At 61.4% G+C, this 25,344-nt stretch carries 25 protein-coding genes; 12 read left to right on the top strand and 13 right to left on the bottom strand.

The window, feature by feature from the left end; translation table 11 throughout:
* Positions 1–99: 99 nt before the first annotated feature.
* Together NKH02_RS19770 and NKH02_RS19765 are read right to left on the bottom strand one after the other, a co-directional pair.
* Positions 100–501, bottom strand: coding sequence for a hypothetical protein (locus NKH02_RS19770; RefSeq protein ID WP_352880857.1), 402 nt, complete (start codon positions 499–501; stop codon positions 100–102).
* Between the two features lie 289 nt (positions 502–790).
* Entirely contained in the window at positions 791–2,671 is a 1,881-nt protein-coding gene (locus NKH02_RS19765) for a glycosyltransferase family 2 protein (RefSeq protein WP_352880855.1), read from the bottom strand.
* Positions 2,672–3,274: 603 nt separating this feature from the next.
* On the opposite strand from NKH02_RS19765, the gene NKH02_RS19760 reads away from it, so the two are divergent.
* Both NKH02_RS19760 and NKH02_RS19755 read left to right on the top strand, forming a co-directional pair.
* The gene (locus NKH02_RS19760) at positions 3,275–4,198 is read left to right on the top strand and encodes a glycoside hydrolase family 26 protein (RefSeq protein WP_352880853.1); all 924 of its coding nucleotides are present in this window, start codon (positions 3,275–3,277) and stop codon (positions 4,196–4,198) included.
* Between the two features lie 133 nt (positions 4,199–4,331).
* Positions 4,332–4,850, top strand: a complete 519-nt coding sequence (locus NKH02_RS19755; RefSeq protein WP_352880851.1) for a DUF995 domain-containing protein — start codon at positions 4,332–4,334, stop codon at positions 4,848–4,850.
* 132 nt (positions 4,851–4,982) lie between these two features.
* Here the strand turns inward: NKH02_RS19755 and NKH02_RS19750 are convergent, their stop codons facing one another.
* Together NKH02_RS19750 and NKH02_RS19745 are read right to left on the bottom strand one after the other, a co-directional pair.
* Entirely contained in the window at positions 4,983–5,432 is a 450-nt protein-coding gene (locus NKH02_RS19750; RefSeq protein ID WP_352880849.1) for a DNA polymerase III subunit chi, read from the bottom strand.
* A gap of 28 nt (positions 5,433–5,460) precedes the next feature.
* Entirely contained in the window at positions 5,461–6,972 is a 1,512-nt protein-coding gene (locus tag NKH02_RS19745) for a leucyl aminopeptidase (RefSeq protein WP_352880847.1), read from the bottom strand.
* Between NKH02_RS19745 and NKH02_RS19740 the strand changes: the two genes are divergently transcribed.
* From NKH02_RS19740 to NKH02_RS19705, 8 genes are all read left to right on the top strand, one after another.
* Positions 6,964–7,212 (top strand): hypothetical protein, encoded by a 249-nt coding sequence (locus tag NKH02_RS19740; protein WP_352880845.1) that lies wholly within the window; start codon positions 6,964–6,966, stop codon positions 7,210–7,212. The genes NKH02_RS19745 and NKH02_RS19740 overlap by 9 nt on opposite strands.
* A 113-nt stretch (positions 7,213–7,325) precedes the next feature.
* Complete coding sequence (gene lptF / locus NKH02_RS19735) at positions 7,326–8,528, top strand: LPS export ABC transporter permease LptF (protein ID WP_352880843.1); 1,203 nt, start codon at positions 7,326–7,328, stop codon at positions 8,526–8,528.
* On the top strand, positions 8,525–9,610 hold the full coding sequence (lptG, locus tag NKH02_RS19730; RefSeq protein WP_352880879.1) for an LPS export ABC transporter permease LptG: 1,086 nt from the start codon (positions 8,525–8,527) through the stop codon (positions 9,608–9,610). The genes lptF and lptG overlap by 4 nt, the downstream gene beginning before the upstream one ends.
* The gene (locus NKH02_RS19725) at positions 9,610–12,030 is read left to right on the top strand and encodes an LPS-assembly protein LptD (protein WP_352880841.1); all 2,421 of its coding nucleotides are present in this window, start codon (positions 9,610–9,612) and stop codon (positions 12,028–12,030) included. The genes lptG and NKH02_RS19725 overlap by 1 nt, the downstream gene beginning before the upstream one ends.
* Before the next feature lie 90 nt (positions 12,031–12,120).
* A complete protein-coding gene (locus NKH02_RS19720; protein ID WP_352868144.1) occupies positions 12,121–13,056 on the top strand; it encodes a SurA N-terminal domain-containing protein in 936 nt (311 codons plus the stop codon).
* A gap of 13 nt (positions 13,057–13,069) precedes the next feature.
* Positions 13,070–14,086 (top strand): 4-hydroxythreonine-4-phosphate dehydrogenase PdxA, encoded by a 1,017-nt coding sequence (gene pdxA / locus NKH02_RS19715; RefSeq protein ID WP_352880839.1) that lies wholly within the window; start codon positions 13,070–13,072, stop codon positions 14,084–14,086.
* A 10-nt stretch (positions 14,087–14,096) separates the two neighbouring features.
* A complete protein-coding gene (rsmA, locus tag NKH02_RS19710) occupies positions 14,097–14,936 on the top strand; it encodes a 16S rRNA (adenine(1518)-N(6)/adenine(1519)-N(6))-dimethyltransferase RsmA (RefSeq protein WP_352880837.1) in 840 nt (279 codons plus the stop codon).
* A gap of 67 nt (positions 14,937–15,003) precedes the next feature.
* Positions 15,004–15,297 carry a DUF1330 domain-containing protein gene (locus NKH02_RS19705; RefSeq protein ID WP_352880836.1) on the top strand — a complete coding sequence of 98 codons (294 nt, stop codon included), beginning with the start codon at positions 15,004–15,006 and terminating at the stop codon, positions 15,295–15,297.
* Positions 15,298–15,303: 6 nt separating this feature from the next.
* Here NKH02_RS19705 and gmk read toward each other — a convergent pair whose 3' ends face one another.
* The 5 genes from gmk to NKH02_RS19680 form a co-directional block, all read right to left on the bottom strand.
* Positions 15,304–15,960 (bottom strand): guanylate kinase, encoded by a 657-nt coding sequence (gene gmk / locus NKH02_RS19700; protein WP_013532512.1) that lies wholly within the window; start codon positions 15,958–15,960, stop codon positions 15,304–15,306.
* Positions 15,961–15,963: 3 nt separating this feature from the next.
* Positions 15,964–16,854 (bottom strand): YicC/YloC family endoribonuclease, encoded by an 891-nt coding sequence (locus tag NKH02_RS19695; protein WP_352880834.1) that lies wholly within the window; start codon positions 16,852–16,854, stop codon positions 15,964–15,966.
* Between the two features lie 158 nt (positions 16,855–17,012).
* Positions 17,013–18,260 carry an endolytic transglycosylase MltG gene (gene mltG, locus NKH02_RS19690; RefSeq protein ID WP_352880832.1) on the bottom strand — a complete coding sequence of 416 codons (1,248 nt, stop codon included), beginning with the start codon at positions 18,258–18,260 and terminating at the stop codon, positions 17,013–17,015.
* Between the two features lie 102 nt (positions 18,261–18,362).
* Positions 18,363–19,625, bottom strand: a complete 1,263-nt coding sequence (gene fabF, locus NKH02_RS19685; protein ID WP_352868162.1) for a beta-ketoacyl-ACP synthase II — start codon at positions 19,623–19,625, stop codon at positions 18,363–18,365.
* Between the two features lie 34 nt (positions 19,626–19,659).
* On the bottom strand, positions 19,660–19,896 hold the full coding sequence (locus NKH02_RS19680) for an acyl carrier protein (RefSeq protein ID WP_006203723.1): 237 nt from the start codon (positions 19,894–19,896) through the stop codon (positions 19,660–19,662).
* A gap of 500 nt (positions 19,897–20,396) precedes the next feature.
* Between NKH02_RS19680 and NKH02_RS19675 the strand changes: the two genes are divergently transcribed.
* Positions 20,397–20,927, top strand: coding sequence for a putative pterin-binding protein (locus NKH02_RS19675; protein WP_352880830.1), 531 nt, complete (start codon positions 20,397–20,399; stop codon positions 20,925–20,927).
* 21 nt (positions 20,928–20,948) lie between these two features.
* The gene (locus tag NKH02_RS19670; protein WP_352880877.1) at positions 20,949–22,922 is read left to right on the top strand and encodes a putative bifunctional diguanylate cyclase/phosphodiesterase; all 1,974 of its coding nucleotides are present in this window, start codon (positions 20,949–20,951) and stop codon (positions 22,920–22,922) included.
* 18 nt (positions 22,923–22,940) lie between these two features.
* Here the strand turns inward: NKH02_RS19670 and fabG are convergent, their stop codons facing one another.
* The 4 genes from fabG to fabD form a co-directional block, all read right to left on the bottom strand.
* Positions 22,941–23,678: a 3-oxoacyl-[acyl-carrier-protein] reductase gene (fabG, locus tag NKH02_RS19665; RefSeq protein ID WP_352599135.1), complete on the bottom strand. Its 738-nt coding sequence runs from the start codon at positions 23,676–23,678 to the stop codon at positions 22,941–22,943.
* 40 nt (positions 23,679–23,718) lie between these two features.
* Entirely contained in the window at positions 23,719–23,985 is a 267-nt protein-coding gene (locus tag NKH02_RS19660; RefSeq protein ID WP_352880828.1) for a type II toxin-antitoxin system RelE family toxin, read from the bottom strand.
* On the bottom strand, positions 23,969–24,190 hold the full coding sequence (relB, locus tag NKH02_RS19655; protein WP_352880827.1) for a type II toxin-antitoxin system RelB family antitoxin: 222 nt from the start codon (positions 24,188–24,190) through the stop codon (positions 23,969–23,971). Before relB ends, NKH02_RS19660 begins: the two co-directional genes overlap by 17 nt.
* Before the next feature lie 72 nt (positions 24,191–24,262).
* Positions 24,263–25,216: an ACP S-malonyltransferase gene (fabD, locus tag NKH02_RS19650; RefSeq protein ID WP_352868176.1), complete on the bottom strand. Its 954-nt coding sequence runs from the start codon at positions 25,214–25,216 to the stop codon at positions 24,263–24,265.
* Positions 25,217–25,344 lie beyond the last annotated feature (128 nt).

Here is a 25,344-nt window from a genome sequence, read left to right as displayed (position 1 = left end):
ACGCATGCGCCAACCTCTCGCCCTCGACTTTCGCCCCCCGGCGAAGACCAGAGCGGCCGACTCTTCAGTCAAATCGCGCCGCCACTTTTGGGTTCGATTCTAGTAACGCGAACGGCAGCTGGCGCGCTGGCCGAAACCGCTCGGGCCGCAAATCCAGGGCGAATGACCCAGGAACGGGCCGCCATTGCCCGGCCTATAGGAAATCTTCACCGGCGCCGGCCTGCCGACCCGCTGCGGCCGCACGAAGGCCGCATAGGCCTCCTGCCTCGTGCGCGTCACGGTGGTCATTTGTGTGAGCGGTTTGCGGTTGATCAGATGCAGCCGCTTGTTCTTGATGTAGTGCACCTTCTTGCCGAGCGTATGAACCACGGGCTTGGTGCCGATCGAGCTGGTCGCATCCATGCCCTGGCAACCGGACACCATCGAGATCAATGCAACAGCGGCAAATGCACAGGCATATTTCTTGCCGATCCTTGCCCCGCTTTCCATAAATTTTTTCATCGCCTTCCCCTGCCACGAATACAAGTTGCTGGAGCGCGGAGATCTATTCTCTCTTATTTGCTTTTCCGCGCCACGTGAGCAGCCCATCGCCGCTCACATCGTGGCCAAATATTAGAGGAAGCTTATTAAAATTCGTGCAAGCGACATGATGAGCGCGGTCTTTCAGCGCTCGATCGGATATTATTAAAATTTGATCTTTTGAGCTCGCGCCCGCCACTGCCGCGGTCGCCGGCAGCCATCAAGCCAAATGCAATTCAGGAAGCTGCTTGCGCGCGTACGCCTCACGGCGTCAGCGGGGCGATCCCCAAGCTGGATCGAAGTAGAAATTGCGGGCACCGATGTCGCCCTGGCCGGCGCCGGAAACCACATAGGCGATCCTGACAATGCGGAGGCCGCCGGCGCCCTGCTGCAGGCCATAGACGCCTTCCATGCCGCGATCGTAGAAGCTCACGGCCGGAACGGCGAGCGCCAGCGTGGCAAGCGACGCCTGTAAGGCGACTTTCGCGGCATTGGCACGCAACGGGATCCTGTTCTCGATGACGTGCCTTACGACGATGACCACCACCAGAAGCCCGTAGAGGAAGGCGTTGAAGGCGGCGAACCAGTAGAAGCCGGTGGCGTCGAAGGGGTGATCCACGAGCAGCACGGGCAGCGCCGCGCCGATCGCCAGCGCCACATAGGGAGCGAGGGCGCGGGCCGGCAGCAGGTTCTTTGGGCCGCTGCCCTTTGGCGTGACCCGGAAATCGACGAACGATTTGGTCAGATAGTCGCGGATCGACGACAGCGTGCCGGCGAGCACCCAGGGCCAGCGCGCGAAGAAGAGGAACAGCGTGCCTTCCCAGCTGATCGTCTTGGCCGTCATCGGGCGCGAGAGGCCGAAAGCCTTCAGCATCATAACCAAGCCAACCAGGGCGACGGCGTTGGGCACATAGTGGACGAGGAAGTCGGCGTACATGACATTGGCGAAGTTACGCCCGGTGAACAGCGCATACATCGGCGTGACGTACATCAGCAGCGCAAAGACGGCGAACAGCGGATACCAGAGCTGGCAGAACAGGAACTGGAACTTCAGCCGCGGCGGAAGCTTGGGAAAATATGTGGGAGAATATTCGAGCAGGATCGTCACCAGGCTTCGCGACCACTGGAATTCCTGGGTGACGAGATCGGCAAAGGTCTGTGGCCCGTCGCCATGGGCGATGGCGTCGAGCGCGTGCACCCCGCGCCATCCGGCCGCGTTGATCAGCATGGAGGTGGAGTGATCCTCCGCCAGTTCCGGACCGAGACCGCCCGCCTGCTTCAGCGCCTTGGTCCGCACGGCATAATGCGAGCCGATGCAGAGCGGAGCTCCACCGCCCGTATGGCCGGACTGCAGGGGGCCGTGAAACATCCCTTCCGGAAACAGCCGGCCGCGCGCCGACCAGCTCTCGGCGGCATTGTTGTCGCAAATGCTCGGCGCCGAGACATAGCCAACCGAGGGATCGGCGAAGGGATAAAGGATTTCCCTGAGATAAGTCGGCGTCGGTACGTGATCCGCGTCCATCTGAGCAACGAAATCGTAACGCTCATAGCCATAGTGGTCATAGAAGAACGCCAGGTTGCCTTCCTTGCAGCGGGTGCGGCGCGGCCATGTCGTGCGGTGATAGTCTTCCCTGCCGCGCCGCGTCGAAATCAGCACGCCGTGAGCCTCGCACCAGCGAACCGTCTCCCCGGAAGGGTCCTCGTCCGCCAGCCAGGTGTCATGTGGGTAATCCTGCGCCAGCATCGCTTCGAGCGTGCGCGCAACCACGGCAAACGGTTCGGACGGGGCCTTGGTGACCACCATCGCGACCCGAGAACGCTTCGGGATCGTGTGAAGCTTGGACGGTTTCTTCGACGCATGCACATTCAAGAGGAAGTACAGCGGCATGAGCGTGAGCCAGAGCAGAATGAGCGTCGCGAATGTGTATGGCCCGACACGCTCGACATGCTCGGGCTTCAGCCACCAGATCCAGAAAAACCCGAGTGTGACGAACCAGAAGGCCAGCGCGAGTCTCAATATCCATTGCTGAGTGGCCGACAGAACGGGCACCAGAAAGGGCCCCTTCCGCGCAGTGGCGGCCAGAGCCGCTTCAGACCGATGCGCCCGTCTGCTCGTATGGCCGATGATGCGTGCCTGTACGGAAGCACTCATAACTTACTCGCCGCCACTTGGGCTTCCGCCGACAGAAGGCTGAAAGCTCTCAAACCCCGGCGGCAGAATCAGCCCGCACTTGCTTAGAGTCAACTAAATTAAGTATTCGTTAACTACGATCCCTGAGGCTTGGTTACCTGACGCCTTTGAATCGGGGCAGAATAATCGCAACCGACCAGCCCTGTCGGGACAAGCCGGCAAATTTTTCAGTGCCGGCTGACGGGGGCGAGGCTGCTCGGAGGGAACCGGTCCGCTAGCAGCGTTAACCATGTCGCGCGTGTTAAGGTTAAGCAACCGTTAATTGCACTTGACTCTTGGCCCTGACCGGCTCTTAAATTAGCTAGTGATGATATATCGGGATATTGACGCGAATTTGTGAGTATCGCGGCGAACTTCTCTCAGTAGCTCCTCGGTGTTGGTGCCGTGAGAGATAATTTGGGTGGGCTCTGTGCGAAGGCTCGCACACCCGCCGATGGTCGCTCCGAAATCCCGCAGATTGCGCCATTAGGGCTTATTGGTTTTGGATAGTCGTGTCGATCAAACATCGATGCGCACGGGCGAAGCTTTACTTCCGCGGGAAGTTGAAGCCATGGGAGGTCAGACATGAAACGCTCTGCAGCAAATGCACTTGCAATCGCGCTGGTATTGGGCGGGAGCGCCGCGTTCCCCACCGCAGGAGGCGCCGGCTCCGTCGCAGGGACGGACCCCGTTCAGACGAGCAGCGCCGCCTCCGCATTCGGATCTTATGATCCCTATGGGGACTTCAGCACCGACAAGAGTGCCAGCATCGAGGAGCTGTTCCTACCCTGGGAGGACGTCGATCTGGCGACGCTGCCACAGGCCGACGCCTATGCGCTGCAACGCGGCCGTTCGCTGCTGATCACGATTGAGCCGTGGACCTGGTCGAAGGACTGGCGCATCACCCCGCCCGAATTGCGCGACGGCATACTGGGCGGCAAATATGACGCCAACATGCAGGCGATCTGCGACCTGGTGGGACAGATGAAGAGCCCGGTGACCATTCGCTGGGCGCAGGAGATGGAAGACAAGAACGGCCGCTTCACCTGGGCCAACTGGGCGCCCAAGGACTGGATTTCCGCCTACAAGCGCGAAGTCGATCTTTGCCGCAAAGCCGCGCCGGCCGCCAAGTACATGTGGTCACCCAAAGGCGAAGAGGGCTTGGAAAAATACTACCCTGGCGACGGTTACGTCGATGTCATCGGCCTGTCGGTGTTCGGTCTGCAGAAAAAGGACAATAACGAGGCCGGTCATGACCGTACGTTCGCCGAGATGCTGAAGCCCGGCTATGACCGCGTGGCAGGGTTCAACAAGCCGATCGTGGTGGCGGAACTCGGCTATGTCGGAAAGCAGGACTATGTCTCGAAGTGGCAGGAAGATACCCGTAAATCCTATGCGGAGTTCCCAGCGTTGACCTCGGTCGTCTACTTCAACCAGAAGGAAGTGTGGCCGTGGCTGGATGGCTACGGTCTGCCCGACTGGCGGGTGACCCAGCACGTCCTGCCGTAGACGCATCGTGCCTACCCATCCCGACGTGATCGGGATGGGTCTCCATCTCCTTGTTTGATCGTGATCCTTCCCGAACCAGCGGTTCGGGAAGATGGTTGAGGCATGGCATAAATCAATCCGTGGAGGGGGTTTCGTGAAACGAATACTAGGAAATCGTCTCGGAGCGGCCTTCGCCTGCTCCGTTCTTGTTCTTGCCTTCCAGATCCCCGCGACAGCCAAAACGGCGACGAAAATCGCCGAGCAGGCGCAAAAAGCCACCGCGGTTCCCGACGAAGGCGTCTACCAGATCTATCAGAACCATTCGTGGCTGTGGGCCAAGAAGGGCGCCGGGTTCTTTGCCGTCAAACAGCGGCAGTTCGACGCCTGGACCCACGACAAAGGCAAGTCGGGCTATGGCGATGGCATGTGGTTCATTCCCGGCGGCGGCAAGTTGTGCTACCGCGCGCAATGGCACGGCTCGTGGGGTGTGAAGGGCTCGATGACCTGCTTCGAGCATCGCCAGGCAGGCAACGTGATCTACAAGCGTAAATCACCTGATGGCGAGTGGTATGTTTTCAGGAGTTCGCATCACAACCGGTCGGACGAGGCGATGAAATTGAAATACGGCGACTACGTCACCAGGGAAATGGACCGGATCAAGGCAAAGCAGTAGATACTGTCTTCCGCGACAGGCCACTGGTAAAGCGGGCCGACTTAACGGTCCAGGCGACTTGCTTTACTTTAGATCTTTGTTTTTATGCAGCCGCTCTCCCAAAACCGAGGCCATTTTTGGGCGGCATGTATATTAGGCCTTGCGCTCCCAGCGGCGGTCTGGCGTCTGTTGCCAGTAGGTGACGGCATGGCCGGCGTCCTTCATCATCTTCCAGTGTCCCCGCGCCGCTTCGACCTGGGCGGCATCGTGGCCGTCGAACAGGAACACCGCGCGCTCGTAGCCGCCAAGGTCGGGCGGCATCGCGCCGTCAACGAGGAACCTTATTTTGGCCTGATTGGGATTGCCGTCGCCGGTGGTCAGCAGGATCGGCTGTTCGCCGGGATGGACCTCCCGATCGGTTGCGTGGGCGAGGAACGTATCGTCACGGAAGGTCCAAAGATGCTGGTCGAGCGCATCGCGGCGTTCCTCGGTGCCGGTCTGCACCACGGCGCGCCAGCCACGATCGATGCTGCGCTCCAGGAGGCCTGGCAGCGCATCCTCGAGCGTCGATTCGGTCAGGTGGTAGAACAGGACGTCGGCCATCGCTTCGTTCTATAGTGATTGAATCCGCTCACTGCTCATAATTGTCGCGCACCAGCCGGTCGAGCAGCCTGACGCCGAACCCCGACGCCCAGGACTGGTTGATCTCGTTGGACGGCGAGCCCATTGCCGTGCCGGCAATGTCGAGATGCGCCCACGGCGTATCCTTGACGAAGCGCTGCAGGAATTGCGCCGCGATGATGGCGCCGCCATAGCGGCCGCCGATGTTCTTCATGTCGGCGTTCTTGGAATCGATCAGCTTGTCGTATTCGGCGCCGAGCGGCATGCGCCACAGCCGCTCTTGTGTAGCCTGCCCCGCCGCCGTCAGCCTTTCGGCCAGTTCGTCATTGTTGGAAAACAGGCCGGCATGGTGCTGGCCGAGCGCGACCATGACGGCGCCGGTCAGCGTCGCCAGATTGACCATGAATTTCGGCTGGAAGCGGTCGTTGCAGTACCACAGCGCATCGGCCAACACGAGGCGGCCTTCCGCGTCGGTGTTGAGCACTTCGATGGTCTGGCCCGACATCGAGGTGACGATGTCGCCGGGACGCTGGGCATGGCCGTCGACGGCGTTTTCGACCAGACCGATGACGCCAACGACATTGGCCTTCGCCTTGCGCGCGGCCAGCGCGTGCATCAAGCCGGTGACAGCGGCGGCACCGCCCATGTCGCCCTTCATGTCCTCCATGCCGGACGCCGGCTTCATTGAATTGCCGCCGGTGTCGAAGGTGACGCCCTTGCCGACGAAGGCAACCGGACTGTCCTTTGGCTTGCCGCCGTTCCACTGCATGATCGCCATGCGGGCGCCGCGCGGCGAGCCCTGCGCGACACCGAGCAGCGAGCCCATGCCGAGCTTCTTCATCTCCTTCTCGCCCAGGATCTCGACCTTGACGCCGAGCGCCTCGAGTTCCTTGGCGCGGGCGGCGAATTCGACCGGCCCGAGCACGTTTGCCGGTTCGTTGACGAGGTCGCGCGCCAGAAGCACCCCTTCGATCACCGCCTCGGCATCGGTGAAAGCCTTTTTCGCCGCGGCCGGATCGGCGGTGTGGATGGTCACCTTGACCGGCTTTTTTGGCTCGGCCTTGCCGTCGTCCTTGTCCTTCCTGGTCTTGTATTTGTCGAAGGAATAGCTGCGCAGGAGAATGCCCGCCGCAAGGCTTGCCGCATCCTTGCCACTTGGCGACGCGCCGGCGAGGTCGAGCACCACGGCCACGTCGGTCGCCTTGCGCAGCGACGCGGCAATGGTGCCACCAAGCTTTAGCCACGCATAGTCGTCGAGTCCCGACACCTTGCCGGCGCCTACCGCCACCAGCCTGTCGATGGACGCCCCCTGCGGCGCCAGAACTTCCACCACGTTGGCGAACTTGCCAGTGAACTCGGCCACCGGAAAGGCCCGCTCCAGTGTCTTGCCGGGATCGCAAGCCTTGGCTGCGTCGCTCAGGCCGCCCTCATCCGCCGAGAGCACGAAGACCGTGCCCTTCTTGTTCGACGCGGTCTGGGGTGCGGAGAATTTGGCGAAGGCGATCGACGGTCTTTGGCTCATCATGTCCTGCTTTCGGGGAATGCGCGGCTTTTGGGGAAGCGGTTCGAGACGATGCGCGACATTTGGTCGTTTTCCGGCATTTGGCAAGACTTTGCCGAATTCCCGTCCCATATGACCTACGGAATCGATAATGATTCTTCGCGGCACGGCCCCGCTTTTTGCCGCAACCTGTTGTTAACCATCGATGTTCTCCCTTTCTTATCCATTCCCGCCGACACTCCGGCCCGCCGGGGCGGCTGACTTGGGACGGGAACCGGGTCGAGCCTCTGTTGGAGCCAGTTGTGCGGGCGCCGCCGGACAGCTACCCTTGTGCGGTGGCATGATGCCGTTCGAGAAAATCGAGAAAAGCCTTCATGAAGGTCGTTGAACGCTACATCATGCGCCGCGCTTTCGTGGTCTTCTTGGCCGCGCTTGTCTGGACGCTGGCCATCGTGTGGACGACGCAGGTGCTGGCAAAGATCGATCTGGTCACCGACAGCGGCCAATCGGCGCTGACCTTCTTCGAGGTCGCCGCCCTCATTCTTCCGTCCATCATCCCGATCGTGGTGCCTTTTGCGCTGGTGGTGGCGGTCGCACAGACACTCAGTGTCATGAATTCGGATTCCGAGCTCGCCGTCGTCAACGCCGCGGGCGCCTCGCGCTGGACGATCGTGCGACCAATCATGCTTTTGGCGCTCGCGGCCGCCGTCTTTTCCTTTGCCGTCGACAACGGCATCGACCCCTATGCACGGCAGAAAAACCGCGCCCTGGTGGCGTCATCACGCGCGGATCTGTTGTCGCTGATCATCCAGGAAGGCACCTTCCGCAAGATCGAGGACGGGTTGTTCCTGCAGGTCGGCGAGCGGCTTCCCGACAATCGGCTGGGCGGCATCTTCGTCGCCGATTCACGCGAAGAAGGCGTCAACCTCGTCTATTACGCCAAGACCGGCAGCATCGTCGAACGCGGCGGCGAAAAGGTGCTGATGATGAATGACGGCGTCATCCATCGCAAAACGCTGACCGGGGATCTCTCCGTTATCCGGTTCACCTCTTATGCCTTCGATATGTCGGCCTTCATGGCGGCGGCTTCGGCGGTGACGCTCCTGCCGAAGGACCAGACGACCCAGTACCTGCTCAACCCAAGTGCCAACGACAAGAGCTATCAGCAGAACCCCTACGAATACCTGGCCGAGGTCAACCAGCGGTTTTCGGAATGGACGTATTCCATGGTCTTCGCGCTCATCGCGCTCGCGGTCGCCGGAGACGCCCGCTCGCACCGCGAGGCGCGTGTCAATCCGCTCATCACGGCCATAGGGATATCACTGTTCGTGCGCTGGCTGGGCTTTTTTGCCGCCAGCAAGGCCGATGACATCCCGCAATATGCCTATATGGTCTATGGCGTGCCGATCGTGGCTTCCGCGGTGGCGATCTGGTTCATCGTCTCCAACCGGACCATGGAACTGCCGGTGGCGTGGGCGGACTGGATGACAAACTTCGCCACCCACATCGGTGACAGCTGGAACGCTCTCAAGCTGCGTTTGTCCAGGCGCCGCACTTCAGGGCAAGGGGTCGGCTGATGGGCTGGACGCTGGGCCGCTATTTCTTCTTCCGCTATGTGACGATCACCATCTGGTTCTTCATCGGCCTCTTGGCGCTGGTGTTCCTGATCGATTTCACCGAGCTCTCCGGCCGCACCACCGGCCTGCCCGGCTTCACCTACGGGACGGCAGTGGCCATCTCAGGCCTCCGCATGCCGATGATCATGCTGCAGACAGTGCCGTTTGTCGGTCTCTTCTCGGCGATGGCGACGCTGGTGTCGCTCAACCGGCGCTACGAACTGGTCATCGCGCGTTCCGCCGGCGTTTCCGCCTGGCAATTCCTCTTGCCATGCTGCATCGGAGCCTTGCTGTTCGGCGTCCTGTCGGTGGGCGTCATCAATCCGCTCGCCGCACACGCATTCTCCTGGTCCGAGCAGATCGAAACCCAGCTGCGTTCCGGCAAATCGAACACGGTTTCGGCCGATGCCGCACCCTGGATCCGGCAGAAAACCGGTTCGGGGGACACCATCATCGGTGCGCGGGCCATCCTCAACCAGGGCATGGAGATGGCCGATGTCGTCTTTTTCATTCTCGACCCGCAAGGCAATATCGTCGAGCGCAAGGACGCCGCGCGCGCCTTCCTGCGCGACGGCTATTGGGACTTGCAGGACGTCAAGACGCTCAAGAGCGGCACGATCCAGGCATCGGCAAGCGATCGCGTGCCGACCAATCTGAGGCCCGAATTCGTGCAAGAGCGGCTGGCGCGGCCCGAAACCATCCCGTTCTATGAACTGCCCGGAAAGATCGAGGTTGCCCGCTCCTTCGGCCTCAAGGCAAATGCCTTTGCCATGCAGTTTGATTCGCTGGTGGCGTTGCCGTTCCTTCTCGTCGCCATGACGCTGATTGCGGCAACGGTTTCAATGCGATTTGCTAGGATGGGGCAATCGGCGACGATGATTCTGGGTGGCATCATCGCCGGCTTTCTGCTTTATGTCGTTTCGGTGCTGGTGAAGGCATTCGGCGTGGCGGGATTCGTGCCGACTGTCGTAGCCGCATGGGTGCCGGTCGTGGTGGCTATGTTCTTCGGGGTGACTTTCCTGCTATACAAGGAAGACGGCTAGTGAGGGAAGCGTTTTTGCCCAGCAACAGGCAGGCCCGTTTGGCGCGCCTCTATGCGGCGACCGCCTTGGCGTGCCTGTTTGCCAGCGCCGTCCCGATGCCGGCGTTCGCGCAGGATGTCGGCGACATGGCGACATCGGTTCCGTCCGGCTCGCAGATGCTGCTGGCGGCCGATACGCTGGTCTACAACAACGACAACCAGACGGTGACCGCCGTCGGTGGCGTCCAGATCGACTATGGTGGCAATCGCCTTGTCGCCCAGCGGGTCGAATACAACCGCAACACCAAGCGGATGGTCGCGATCGGCAATGTCGAAGTCATCAACAGCGACGGCACCAAGATCAATTCGGAACACATCGACATCACCGATGACTTCGCCGACGGCTTCGTCAACGCGTTGCGCGTCGAAACCATCGACAAGGCCTATTTCGCCGCCGAAAGCGCCGAGCGCATGGGCGGCGTGCTGACCACGTTCCACAATGGCGTCTACACCGCCTGCGAACCGTGCGAGGACAAGCCCGACAAAGCGCCGACCTGGCGCGTCAAGGCCAGGAAGATCATCTGGAACGGCGAGAAGAAGACGGTTCGCTTCGAGAATGCGAATTTCGAGTTCTTCGGTTTTCCGCTCGCCTATCTGCCTGCATTCGAGATTGCCGACCCGACGGTGAAGCGCAAGAGCGGCTTCCTGATCCCCGGCATCGTCTACAAGAGCGATCTCGGCGTCGGCGTAAAAGTTCCCTATTACTTCGCCTTGTCACCGACCTATGACCTGACCGTCACCGGCACCGGCTATACCAAGCAGGGCTTCCTCGGTGAGGCCGAGTGGCGCCAGCGTTTCAACAATGGCCAGTACAGTTTGAAGATCGCCGGAATCCACCAGCAGGATCCCGATGCCTTCCTCGACACGACTGCTTTCCCCAGCACCGCTGGCCACAATGTCGATTCGGGCTCAGCGGGCGATCCCAATAAATTCCGTGGCATGATGGGCACGCAGGGCCAGTTCGCCATCAATCCGCGCTGGAATTTCGGCTGGGATGTGCTGCTGCAGACCGACAAGAACTTCGCGAACACCTACAACATCGACAAGTATAGTGCCTCCGTCCATCAGTCGACGGTCTATCTGACGGGTCTTAACGGCCGCAACTATTTCGACGTGCGCGCAATGCACTTCGACGTGCAGGAAGATACACCCAACGACAACATCTCTGCGCGAAGCGGCCAGCAGCCATGGGTGCTGCCGTCGCTCGACTACGCCTATATTCCCGACGTGTCGGTCGCCGGCGGCCAGCTGTCGCTCAATGTCAACGCCCGCGTCATCAGCCGCGACGATCTCGACAAGACCTTCTACATCCCCACGCAGCGTGTTCCTGGCATCGAAGGCGAATCCGGACGGCTCACAGCCGAGGCCGAGTGGAAGCGGAGCTTCGTCACCGATGACGGACTGGTGCTGACGCCGTTGCTCGCGCTGCAGGGCGACGTGGACTACCTCAACGCGTCGTCGGCTTCGCTCGACGCCATCAATCAGATGGCAACAAATTTGGGCCAGCAGGACGACATGCGCTCGTCGTTTGCCCGCTTCATGGCAACCGCAGGCCTCGAGATGCGTTGGCCGGTGCTGTTTTCCATGGCCAGCGGATCCAATCACGTGATCGAGCCGATGGCGCAGGTCTTCATGCGCCCGAACGAGCAGTATGTCGGCGGTCTCGCCGTCCCCAACGAAGACGCTCAAAGCATGGTCTTCGACGCGACCACTTTGTTCGAACGCGACAAGTTCTCAGGTTACGATCGTGTCGAAGGCGGTTCGCGCGCCAATGTCGGCTTCCGCTATTCCGGCTCATACAACAATGGCTGGGGTACCAATGCGATTTTCGGCCAATCCTACCAGATCGGCGGCGAGAACTCCTTCGCCGCGCCGGATCTGGTCAATGTCGGCGCCAATTCCGGCCTCGACACGACCAAGTCCGACTATGTCGGTCTGTTCGGCATCAGCAGTCCCAACGGATTCGCTGCCTCGATCAGCGGCCGTTTCGACGAACAGACCTTCGAGAACCGTCGCACCGAGGTGAAGGCCGCCTATTCCGGCCTGCCGGTGTCGCTGAGCGCCAAATACGCTTTCATCCAGGCCCAGCCGCTATACGGGTTCACGACCGACCGCCACGAGGTCACGCTCGGTGCCTCGACGCATCTCGCCGAGAACTGGCGCGTCTTCGGCACCGGAACGTACGACCTGCAGGAAAGCGTGCTGGTCAAGGACGGCGTCGGCTTCGCCTACAACGATTCCTGCTTCACCTATCTGATGACCTACTCGCAGTCGCGCGACATAAATACCAAGGCGGTGTCGCAGAGCATCGGCTTCAATCTGTCGTTCCGCACCCTCGGCGACTTCGGCACGTCGACCAGTGCCATCGACACGATCCAGTAACAATCGGCGACATCGTTTCGCCGCATAGGGCTGGCACGGATTCGCGCACCTGGAGACGATAAAATTGGGCGGAACCGGGATAGGATTGGGATGCCAACGATGAGGAAATACCTCTTTTCAGCGGGTTTCGCGTTGCTTGTGGCGGCGACATCCGTGTCGATCACCATGATGACGCCACCGGCTTTCGCCAGCGAGATCAAATACGTCGTCAACGACATTCCGGTCACCACCGGCGACATCGCCCATCGCGCCGCCTTCCTGAAGCTGCAGCGCAAGAAGGGCGACGCCGGCCAGGAAATGATCGACCAGACGCTGCGCATGGCCGAGGCCAAGCGGCTTGGCATCCGCATCAGCGACGCACAGGTCGAGGCGGCGTATCAACGCTTTGCTTCGAGCAACAAGATGCAGCTCAGCCAACTCGACGGCGTCATGGAGAAGTCAGGCGTCGGCAAGAGCCACTTCAAGGAATTCATCCGCGCCCAGATGGCCTGGAACCAAGCCTTGAGCGCGCGCTACCGTTCCGGCGATGGCACTGGTGCCGTCAGTGAACAAGACCTGGTCAGGAAGATGCTCGAGAAAGGCGGCGCCAAACCGAGCGCTACCGAGTACATGCTGCAGCAAGTCATCTTCGTGGTGCCGGCGGCCGAACGCAGCGCTACGCTGGCCAAGCGCAAGCGCGAGGCCGACGCCATGCGTGCCCGCTTCAGCGGCTGCGACACGACGCGCGAATTCGCCAAGGGTCTGATCGATGTCACCGTTCGCGATCTGGGCCGGGTGCTGGCGCCGCAACTGCCACCGGACTGGGCCGAACAGATCAAGGCCACCAAGGTCGGCGGCGCCACCGTCACACGCGCGACCGAACGCGGTGTCGAATTCATCGGCATCTGCTCATCGCGCGAAGTGTCCGACGACAAGGTCGCCCAGATGGTATTCCAGAACGAAGGCTCCGGCGACAAGAACGCCGACGAGCTCAGCAAGAAATATGTCGACGAGCTGAAGGCGAAAGCCCGCATCGTCAAGCGCTGACGTGAGCAGCACAATGGTTGCGCTCGCGTTGAGCGCCGGCGATCCGTCCGGCATCGGGCCGGAGATCGCCATCGCCGCCTTCATGGCGCGCGAGGCTGCCGCCCTGCCCCCCTTCTATCTGCTCGCCGATCCGGCGCTGATCGCCTCCCGGGCGCGCCTCCTCGGCATTTCGCTGCCAATGGTCGAAACGACACCAGCACAAGCGGCGCAAGTCTTTGCCCGCGCCCTGCCGATCGTACCGCTGACTGCCCGCGGTATCGACAGCCCCGGCCGGCCGGACCCGGCCAATGCGGCCGCCACCATCGAGGCCATCGACCGTGCCGTCGCCGACTGCCTTGCCGGCGAAGCCTTGGCTGTCGTTACCTGTCCCATCGCCAAGAAGCCGCTCTACGATGCCGGCTTCCGCTTTCCCGGCCATACCGAATATCTGGCGCATCTGGCAGCCCGGCACAGCGGCGTCGAGGCGATGCCGGTGATGATGCTGGCAGGCCCGGACCTGCGCACCGTTCCCGTCACCATCCACATCGCGCTGGCGGAAGTGCCCAAGGCACTGACCACCGGGTTGATCGTCGCCACCGCGCGCATCACCGCCGCCGACCTCGCCAGCCGCTTCGGCATCGCAAGGCCGAGGCTCGCCATTGCCGGGCTCAATCCGCATGCCGGTGAAGGCGGCGCCATGGGCCTCGAGGACGAGCGGATCGTGCGTCCGGCGGTCGATATCCTTCGAGCCGAAGGTATCGACGCTTTCGGCCCGCTGCCGGCCGACACGTTGTTCCACGCCCGGGCACGGGCAAGCTATGACGTCGCCCTTTGCATGTATCACGACCAGGCGCTGATCCCGGCCAAGGCGCTGGCCTTCGACGAGGCGGTCAATGTCACGCTCGGCCTGCCCTTCATCCGCACCTCGCCCGACCACGGCACCGCCTTCGACATCGCCGGCAAGGGCGTGGCGCGGCCCGATAGCCTGATGGCGGCATTGAAGCTTGCCAGGCAATTGGCTGACACGAACACGAGGCCGGTTGCCGCATGAGACCGCAGGGATGAGCATCGACGGGCTGCCGCCGCTGCGCGAGGTGATCGAACGTCATGGGTTACAAGCCAAGAAGGCGCTCGGCCAGAATTTCCTGCTCGACCTCAACCTCACCGGCAAGATCGCCCGCACCGCCGGCGACTTGTCCGATGCAACCGTGATCGAGGTTGGTCCCGGTCCCGGCGGGCTGACCCGCGCCTTGCTCTCCAATGGAGCGCGCCACGTGATCGCCATCGAGCGTGACGAACGCTGCCTGGCAGCCCTTGCCGAAGTGTCCGATCATTATCCCGGCCGGCTCGAGATTGTGTCCGGCGATGCGCTGAAGACGGATTTCGCGGCACTTGCCAGTCGAGCGGCCGGGAGCGGCAGCCCGGTAAAGATCGTGGCCAACCTGCCCTACAATATCGGCACGGAGCTGCTGGTGCGCTGGTTGACGGTCAGCGATTGGCCGCCATTCTACACCTCGATGACCTTGATGTTCCAGCGCGAGGTGGCCGAGCGCATCGTCGCGCCCGCCGGCAGCGACAGCTATGGCCGGCTCGGCGTTCTTGCCGGCTGGCGAACGGAGGCGAGGATCGCCTTCGACGTGCCGCCACAGGCATTCACGCCGTCGCCGAAGGTCACGTCCTCGGTGGTGCATCTGGTGCCGCGCGTGGCTCCGCTGGCCGCCGAGGTGAAAAAACTCGGCCGCGTCACCGAAGCCGCCTTCGGCCAACGCCGCAAGATGCTGCGGCAAAGCGTGAAAAGCTTGGGGGGCGAGGCGCTGCTCACCCGTGCAGGCATCGATCCGACACGCCGGGCAGAGACGCTCAGCGTCGAGGAATTCGTGCGGCTGACCAACGCGGTGTAGTGCCGGCGGGTCTGGAAGCGCTTTGGTCGAGGCATAGATAATCTGGCCAACATGCCGGAGGATCAAAATGCCCGCCTATGTCATTTCCGATGTCACGATCCGCGACGAAGAGGCGATCGAGACCTACCGATCCCGCGCCGCAGCCTCCATCGCCCAGCATGGCGGGCGCTATCTGGTGCGTGGCGGGCGGGTAGAGACGCTGGAAGGCATGTGGCATCCCGAACCGCTGATCGTCGTCGAATTTCCAGACATGGAACGGGCCAGGCGTTGGTACGCCTCCGCCGAGTACGCGGCGGCACTGGACGTGCGCGATGCAGCGCTCAGCCGCAATCTGATCCTGGTCGATGGCATAGCGCCCTAAAGCCGGTCAGCCCGTCTTCTCGTCCAACAGTCCCGAGACGAAATCGAACAGGCCTGGCCGGCGATCGCGTCTTAGCCGCTCGGCGACGACGATGCCGCGCACTTCGGCGAAGGCGCGGTCGAGGTCGTCATTGACGATGACGAAATCATATTCCTTCCAGTGCTCGATCTCGTTGCGGGCGTTTTTCAGCCGCGTTTCGATCACAGCCTCCTGGTCTTCGGCGCGGCGCTTCAGCCGCGCCTTCAATTCCTTCATCGACGGTGGCAGGATGAAGATCGAGACAATGTCGGCGCGCATCTTCTCCTTGAGCTGCTGGGCACCTTGCCAGTCGATGTCGAACAGCATGTCGCGCCCTTCAGACAGCGCCAGTTCGGCTGGCTCGCGCGGTGTCGCGTAGCAATTGCCGTGCACCTCGGCCCATTCCAGCAGCGCGTCGGAATCGCGCAGCCGCTCGAACTCGCGCATCGTCCGGAAATGATAGTGGACGCCCTCGATCTCGCTGCCGCGGCGCGGCCTGGTGGTGACCGAGACCGACAGTTCCAGGCTGGAATCGCTTTCCAGAAGGTTGCGCGCGATCGTCGACTTGCCGGCGCCGGACGGCGACGACAGGACGAGCATCAGGCCCCGGCGGCGAATGCGGGACCCCAAATCCTTGGCAACCATCGGCTACTCCAGATTCTGGATCTGTTCACGAAACTGGTCTACCACCGCCTTCAGCTCCAGCCCGATCGCGGTGACGGCGGCGGCATTCGACTTCGAACACAACGTATTCGATTCGCGGTTAAATTCCTGTGCCAGAAAATCGAGCTTGCGGCCGACCGCGCCGCCGCCTTCAATCAGTGCCCGACCTGATAAAACATGCGTCTTCAGCCGGTCGATCTCTTCGCGAATATCGGCTTTGGTGGCGAGGAATGCCGCCTCCATGTGCAGCCGGGTGGCGTCCAGGTTGGCGGAAGCATCCATCAGCAGCCTGACCTGCTCGGCGATGCGTTCGCGGATCGCCGCCGTCTCGCGCGACGGGTCAGCCTCTGCCCGCAGCGTCAGCGCCTCGATTGTGTCGATATGGCCCGACAGCAGCAAAGCCAGCGCGGCGCCCTCGCTTTGTCGTGCCTGTTCGAGCCCAGCCAGGGCGATCTCGAGCGCGACCATGATCACGGCATCGAGCGCGGCCCTCGCCTCTTCGGTTTCGACAGTTTCGGGAATATCGAGCACGCCGCGCAGCGAAAGCAATCCGTCCGATGTCGCGGGAGCAACGCCGAATTGCTCCTGCAGCCGCTTGGCGAGCCCGGCCAGGTCCTTCAGGAAGGCTTCGTTGACAACCGGCTGCGCCTGCGCGCCGGCGGCGCGGCCGATGGTCAGCGTCGCCTGGAAATTGCCGCGTGCAAAACGCTTCTGAAGTGTCTGCCTGACGGCCGGTTCCAGCCGCTCGAAGCCTTGCGGCAGTCGCAGCCGGACTTCGACGCTCTTGCCGTTGACGGACTTGACCTCCCAGGCGATCGAGGTGCCTTCATGCTCGGCGACGGCACGTGCAAAACCGGTCATGCTCTGCAAATTCATATCGTCCACAAGTCCCTGGCGCATCACCCCGAGACCGGCTTTCCGGAGAGGAGCAAGTGCTGCTTGAAAATGACTGCGCCGCGGACACGTCGAAATCGGACGCGCGGCGCTCTTGCAAATGTCGGGGCGTCGCCCGGTGAGCAACGCCTTTCTTTATTCTACTGGGCAGCGCCCGCGTCGCCGCTATCGTCGGCACTGTCAGCGGGGCCGCCGTCAGCGGGCTTGTCGACATTGCTGTCGACGGCGCCGGTGGTGTTGGCGGCCTTGGCGGCGTCATCGGCCTGCTTCTTCTGCAAGGCGCGATAGCGGGCGACATTCTCGTTGTGCTCTTCCAGAGTCGCGGCAAAGACGTGCCCGCCTGTGCCATCGGCGACGAAATAGAGGTCGTCGGTCTTCGACGGATTGGCTACCGCCTCCAGCGCCGCACGACCCGGGTTGGCGATCGGCGTCGGCGGCAAGCCGTTGATCAAATAGGTGTTGTAGGGCGTCTGCTTCTGGATATCCGACTGGTAGATAGGCCGGTCCGCCGGCTTGCCCTTGCCGCCGAACAGACCGTAGATGATGGTTGGATCGGATTGCAGGCGCATGCCCTTGGCAAGCCGGTTCAAGAAGACGGCGGCAACCCGTGAACGCTCGTCACCCTTGCCCGTCTCCTTCTCGACGATCGAGGCCAGCGTAACGAACTCCTCGACGTTGGCCAGCGGCAGGTCCGGCGCGCGCCGCTGCCAGACATCGTCAACCAGCTTCTTTTGATCTGCCAGCAGCTTGTCGACCATCTGCTGGCGCGTCGCGCCGCGCGTGAATCGCAGCGTGTCGGTGGCGAGGCTGCCCTCCGGAGGAATGGTCGCCGGCATATCGCCACTCAAGGCAGTCTCGCCGGCGATGCGCTGCAGCGCCTGCTCGACCGTCAGCCCCTCTGGAACGGTCAGCGAATACATCACCGACTTGCCACTCTTCAAAAGCTCCATGATGTCGCGCATGGAAGCCCTGGGCTTGATCTCGTACTCTCCGGCCTTCAGCGCGGAATCATTGCCGAAGGCGCGCACGCCAAGGCGGAAGATCCGAGCGTCGCTGACCAGTCCGCGGCGTTCGAGTTGGTCGGCGATATCCTGGACACCGGTGTTCGGCTTGACCAGGAAGGTGTCGCCATTGGCCGAGGGGCCGGGTTCGGTGAATTCCTGCTTGCCGAAATAGACCGCGACGCCGGCCGCCAGAACCATCAGCATCACCGAGGAGATGACGAAGTTCATGAACACGACGACCTGGCTGCGTGATGCACGCGAGCGCTTCGGCGGCGGCGTGCCGGCCTCCGGCCGCAACGCCTCGCTGGCTGTTTTCGGCACGATCGGTCCGGATGTCGCCGGCCGCTGCCCGAATTCTCCGTTGCCTGCCGGATTTGTGTTCATTTCGCCCTACCGTTTGATCGCCCAACGAATCCCCAGCGGCAGAGTAGAGGCGAATATGGCAAAATTGACGGCACGCCAAAGCATCGTCCGGCAGCCGGACGATCAGCCATTGTAGCGCTGGAAGACCAGCGACGCGTTGGTACCGCCAAAGCCGAAGGAATTGGACAGCGCCACGTCGATCTGGCGGGCACGCGGCTTGTTCGGAACCAGGTCGATCGCGGTTTCTCGCTCCGGGTTGTCGAGGTTGATGGTCGGCGGCGCGACATTGTCTCTGATGGCGAGGATCGAAAAGATCGCTTCGGCGGCACCCGCTGCCCCAAGCAGATGGCCGATCGAAGACTTGGTGGACGACATCGAAATCTTCGACGCGGCATTGCCGACAAGCCGCTCGACGGCGCCGAGCTCAATCGTGTCGGCCATGGTCGAGGTGCCGTGGGCGTTGATGTAGTCGACATCGGCAGGAGTCAGCTTGGCACGGTTCAGTGCCGCCATCATGCAACGGAAGGCACCATCGCCATCCTCGGCGGGCGCGGTGATGTGATGCGCGTCGCCGGTGAGACCATAACCCGTCACCTCGGCATAGATCTTGGAGCCGCGCGCCTTGGCATGCTCGAGCTCCTCGAGCACGACAACGCCGGCACCCTCGCCCATAACGAAGCCGTCACGGTCCCGATCATAGGGGCGCGACGCCGTTTGCGGCGAATCATTGCGCTCTGTCGACAGTGCCCGGCACGCGGCGAAGCCGGCGATCGACAGCCGCGTCACCGGCGCTTCGGCGCCGCCTGCGAGCATCACGTCGGCATCGCCCCACATGATCAACCGGGCGGCATCGCCAATGGCGTGGGCGCCGGTCGAGCAGGCCGTGACGACGGCATGGTTCGGGCCCTTCAGCCCGTGCCGGATCGAAACCTGCCCGGAGACAAGATTGATGATCTGGCCCGGGATGAAGAAAGGGCTGATGCGGCGGGGGCCGCGTTCCTTGAGGATCATCGCGTTCTCGGCGATGCCCTCGATGCCGCCAATGCCGGAGCCGATCAGGACGCCGGTGGCGCATTGCTCGGCGTGCGTCTTCGGCTCCCAGCCGGAATCCTTCAGCGCTTCGTCGGCGGCGGCAATCCCGTACAGGATGAAGTCGCCGACCTTGCGCAATTCCTTCGGCTCGAGCACGGCCTCGGGATTGAAGGTGGCATTGCTGCCGTCGCCACGCGGAATAACGTGGGCGATCTTGCAGGCAAGATCTTCCACCTCGAACTCGGTGACGCGCTTGGCAGCGCTGCGGCCGGTCAGCAATTCCTTCCAGCTGTGCTCGAAGCCCATGCCGAACGGTGACAGCAGCCCAAGGCCCGTGACGACGACACGCCTCATCGCAGGTCCTCCCCGGTGATGACTGCGGAAAATGTCAGGCCGAAGCCTTGTCGATGTATTTCACCGCATCGCCGACGGTCAGGATCGTCTCGGCCGCGTCGTCGGGAATCTCGACGCCGAATTCTTCTTCGAACGCCATGACGAGTTCGACCGTGTCGAGGCTGTCGGCGCCCAGATCATCGATGAAGCTCGCCTGCTCCGTCACTTTGTCGGCATCGACGCCAAGGTGCTCGATGACGATCTTCTTGACGCGCTCTGCGGTGTCACTCATTTGGGCATCCTCGTCTTTTGTTTGTCTGTCTTCGTTAGCGGGCAGAATGCCGCTAATCAAGCTGAAAGATGGTCCTGCCGGAAACGCAACGGCTACGACCGGTTTTTGCCCGAACCGCCGGGGTGCGGGCCGCATTACACGAAAATCGGCTGAGGTCCAAGCCGAAATGGGCCTTCTCCGATGACTTTGAGCGGGTTCTGTCGCGACCCCCGCTCCATCCCCTCCGTCGCATGCGTGCCTGGCGTCCTGCAAAGGAAATTCCGCGAGAATGGTCCAGCAGGACGACCGACGCGGGTCGATTAGAGTCATTGTTCCAGACGCGAACCGGTCCGAAAACGGGCTTCCTGCGCATGCCAACGACAGCCAGATGAAAATCGACATTGGAGATAGGCCGCTAACTGAAAAGTTACTCGGCCATGATAGCGTTAATGATTCCGTCAAGAAATGGTGCCTCGGCGACGGTGGCGCTTTCTTGCGATAATAAGAAAAGGAGTGGACGCATGTCATCCTTGCTCAATAAAAGACGCCTGACGATCAAGCGCTGCCTAATCATCCTGGCGGTTTTCGCACTTGGCACTCTGCCTGCGCGGGCATTGGAATCCATAAAGCTCCCAGAACCGCCGGACACGGTTGCATTCAATATCCAGAAGGACGGTGAATCGACTCCGATCACGTTGAGGCAACTGGAGAAGCTCGGCCTCTATAGGATCACTACCCCAAGCCCTTTCGAAAGCGGCCAGCTTACATTTGAAGGCGTCCTGTTCAGCGATGTGCTCAAGCTGGTTGGATTGGAGGGCAAGGATTCCGTTGTTCTGCGAGCCGTCGACGACTATGTGCAGATAATTCCGAGAGAGGACTGGACCGACGGTCCTCTCCTGCTCGCCACGCGACAGGACGGAAAGTTACTGACCCGACGCACCCAGGGTCCTACCCGGCTCGTATACCCCCTCAACGACTATCCTGGTTTCGATACGCCGATTCGCAAACCACGATGGGTCTGGCTGATCAAGGCGATTGAATCCGGCAGCTAGTTGAGCTTCCGCGTGACCTTGATGGCAAGGCTTGGAAAGAGGGGCTGGCGAGTTCCGGTTACATACGGGACAGCCATAGCCGCGGCCGTGGCCTGTTCGGGCATCTTGATCACGATGTTGTTTCTCAGCATCAGCAAGATAGAGTCCTCGCTGCCCCGGTTCGGGTTTTTCGCCATCCGCGAATTCCACATCGCCATACGCGACGTGACGCATTTGCGAGATATGATTTCGCTCGCTCAAGCTGCTCCCACGTCCGCAGCAAGCCTCGATCAGTTACTGGCGGCAAATGACCTGGTTTATGTCCGCTTCGAGCGGGTCGACGGCAGTGGAACGAGTCGCGAAATTCCGGCCTACGCGGGGATCGTGCCGCGCGTCAACGACTCGGTGACGCGGATTGATGCGCTGATTGCGGCCGGGCTACCTCTCGATGGAATTAGATTGAAGGAAATGGGGCTGGAACTTGATCAGATCGTAGCCCGAATGAATGATGAGTATTATAAATTCGGCGAACAGGTAAACGCCGATCTCTACGCCTCGGAAATCAGCCTGAATAGATTTAATTATCAGATAGCCTTCGCGTTGGCGATTTTGTCGCTACTTGCAATCGGAACCGCCGTATTGCTTATTGGCCGTCGTGAGACCATAAAAAAACTGGAATTTCTGGCTTGGCGTGACGCGACCACTGGTTTGAAGAACCGTGCCTGGATGTCGGCCAATAGAGACGATTTGCTGGATCACGCAAAGCTAGCTGGCAAGCAACTCCATCTTTACCTGATCGACCTCGATCATTTCAAGAATGTGAACGATACGTTCGGCCATCACGTTGGCGATCTCCTACTGAAAGCCGTCGCCGAAATCCTGCAGTTGATCGAACGCCCCGACGATGTGTTTGCGGTTCGATTGGGTGGAGACGAGTTCGCCGTCATCGAGATTGGCGCAACGCATTCGGCCGAAAAAGGTCTCGGCAATCGTCTTCGGGAGCGATTGAATGGGTTTGCCGAGTTGGAAGGCCATCAAGTTCGAGTTGGCGCAAGCATCGGCATGGCCAGTTTTCCGGAGCATGGTGCGGACATTTCAACCTTGATGCGCAACGCGGATAGCGCTCTCTATGCCGCAAAAGCCCAGGGGCGGGCTGGCCTGGTGACGTTTTCGCCTGCAATCCTCAGTCAAATCGATGTGCAGCTTGGCGAAGAGGCCGCAATCAAGCGAGCGCTTAATTGCGACGAATTCTTCCTGGTCTGGCAACCACAATTTGAGTTGGCAACCGGCCGCATGACCGGCGCCGAGGCCTTGGTACGCTGGCGTGACCCGATCTCAGGGGCGATTCGGTCGCCGATGTCGTTTATTCCAACAGCCGAACGAAGTGACCTGATATTGGAACTCGACAAATTGGTCTTGAGCAAGGCTTGCCGGCAGGCAGCACAGTGGCTGCCCATTTGCTCGGAGGACTTTGTCTGCTCGGTAAATGTCTCAGGCAAGAGTCTTCAGAACGACGTGTACTTCACCCACCTGGTTGAAGTGTTGCGACAAACGGGACTGCCGACGTCACGTCTGCAACTGGAAATCACTGAAGGGGTGTTTGTCCAGAACAGCCGAAGCGCTTTGGATATCCTGACCGAAATTCGAAACATCGGAATCAGCTTGGCACTCGACGATTTTGGCTCTGGCTATGCGAGTTTCGGCTATCTCGCCGATTTCAACCTGGATCAATTGAAGATCGACCGGTCCTTCCTGAGCGATTTGGCATCGTCCCCGAAAAAGCAGAATGTCGTGCGAGGGATCATAGCGCTGGCCAATTCGCTCAGTCTGACAGTCGTGGCGGAAGGGGTGGAAAACGAAGCGCAGCTAGATTTTCTGATCGCCGAACAATGTCACCGCGCTCAAGGGTTCTTTATGTCGAAGCCCATCGAAGAAACCTTGCTGACAAACCATATGATTGCCCGGCGAGGCAGGACGAGAAGCGCGGGAAAATTCAAGCTGAGCCTCTCCGCCTAGTCATCGTGCCATGTCTGGTCAGATCATCGCCATGCCGCCATTTACATGGATGGTCTGGCCGGTGACGTAGGCGGCTTCGTTGGACGCGAGATAGGCGACGGCGGACGCGACTTCAACGCTGGTGCCCATGCGGCGCGTCGGGATCGCCGCCATGATCGCCTCTTTCTGCTTGTCGTTGAGCTTGCCGGTCATCGCCGATTCGATGAAGCCCGGGGCGACGCAGTTGACGGTGATGTTGCGGGTGGCGATCTCCTGCGCCAGCGATTTGGAAAAGCCGATCATGCCGGCCTTGGAGGCGCAGTAGTTGGTCTGGCCGGGATTGCCGGTGACGCCGACGACCGAGGTTATGTTGATGATGCGGCCGTGGCGGCGGCGCATCATCGGATGAGTGAGTTCGCGGGTCAGCCGGAACACGGCGGTCAGGTTGACCTCGAGCACGGTGTCCCAGTCGGCATCCGACATGCGCACGAACAGCCCGTCCTTGGTGATGCCGGCGTTGTTGACCAGGATGTCGACGCCTTCGAGATCGGCCTCCGCCTTCTGGCCGAGCGCCTTGACCTCGTCGCGGTTCGACAGATTGGCCGGGAAGAGCTTGACCCGGTCGCCAAGCTCGGTGGCTAGCGCTTCCAATTTCTCGACGCGGGTGCCATGCAGGCCAACGATCGCGCCTTGCGCATGCAGCACCCTGGCGATGGCCTCACCGATGCCGCCCGATGCACCGGTGACGAGCGCCTTGCGGCCAGTCAATTCGAACATGTCTCAATCCTCCTCTCAAATCGGACAGCCCGCGAATTGGCTATCTGTAAACGTCGCCGCGATGGCCTATCGTCACCACCAGAATTACGAGCCGGCTGGCCTGCACATCACAGATAATTCGACAATCCCCAACCCGATACCTCCAAAAGGTTGCAAGCGGACCCTTCAGCGGTTTGCCAGCCTCCCGTGGATTGTCGAGAGCGGCGATATGGTTCTCGATGAAGTCGCGAATTCGTTTGCGTGTCTGCGGATCCAACTTTTCGACGAATTTGCGCGCCGAGCGGGCATATTCAAGCGTCCAGGCCACGCCAGAAGTCCTCAGGCTTCACTACATCCTCCTCACCGCTTCTGATCCGTTCCAGGACCTCGGCCGCGAGATAATAGTCCTCTATGTCCTCAAGACCGCGTTCGATAAGCTCACGTAGATAGTAAGCTTTGCTCCGGCCGGTCTTGGTCGCGAGAAAATCCAAGCGTTCTTCGATTTCGGGAGCAAGTCGGATCGAGGTCGGCATACCGCTCTCCTTGTGAATACATGTATTCATGTATCGTCATGACGTCGGGATTTCAAGTCCGGTGTGTGTAGGTCAACTCAACGCTGCCAGCGCCGCGTCGACCTCGGCCGCCGAGCCGACCGACGCGGTGGCGATGTCGCGGTTGATGCGCCGCGCCAATCCTGAAAGCACCTTGCCGGCGCCGATCTCGTAAAGCGTGGTGACGCCGTTTGCGCCGAGCCATTCCACCGTTTCGCGCCAGCGCACGCGGGCGACCACCTGCTCGACCAGACGCCGCGCGATCTCGTCGGGGTCATTGGTCGGGGTGACGGTGACGTTGGAGACGATGGGCACCACCGGCGCGGCCTTCGTCACGCTGGCCAGTGCCTCGCGCATGATCTCGGCCGCGGGCGTCATCAGCGCAGAGTGGAAGGGCGCGGACACTTGCAGCATCAGCGCGCGCTTGGCGCCTTTCTCGGTGCAAAGTTTCGCCGCCAGTTCGACCGCGGCTCTTGCACCGGAAATGACCAGTTGGCCACCGCCATTGTCGTTCGCCACCTGGCAGACAGAGCCCTTCCCGGCCGCTTCGGCGGCCTCGGCGCAGGCAGCTTCGACATCGGCCTGTTCCAGTCCGATGATCGCCGCCATCGCGCCCTCGCCGGCCGGCACCGCCGCCTGCATGGCGTTGCCACGGATGCGCAAGAGCCGGGCGGCATCGGCAATCGAAACGAAGCCAGCAGCGGCTAACGCCGAATATTCGCCCAGCGAATGGCCGGCGACATAGGCGACCTTGCCTTTCAGCGACAAACCACGCGATTCCAGCGCCCGGATCGCGGCGAGCGACACCGCCATCAGCGCCGGTTGCGCGTTTGCGGTCAGCGTCAACGTCTCTTCCGGCCCTTCCCAGATCAGCTTCGACAGGTTTTCGCCGAGCGCGTCATCGACTTCCTGGAAAATCCCGCGCGCCTCCGGAAAGGCGTCGGCGAGATCCTTGCCCATGCCGACAGCCTGGCTGCCTTGTCCAGGAAAGGTGAATGCAACGGCCATGCGAGGGCTCCCAAGGGTTGGTTTTGCTTGCCTGGTAGACGAGTTTTGCTTGCCTGTGACGCAAGGCGGGCCGCCAAGTCAAGCCACTTCAACCCTTCCTGACGGCAGTGTCACACGCCGAGTGCCTG

Origin of the sequence: Mesorhizobium sp. M1396 (genome assembly GCF_040317725.1) — a bacterium.
Taxonomy (GTDB): domain Bacteria; phylum Pseudomonadota; class Alphaproteobacteria; order Rhizobiales; family Rhizobiaceae; genus Mesorhizobium.
Note: the sequence above shows the minus strand (reverse complement) of the source record. Positions and strands in the feature narration are given on the sequence as shown.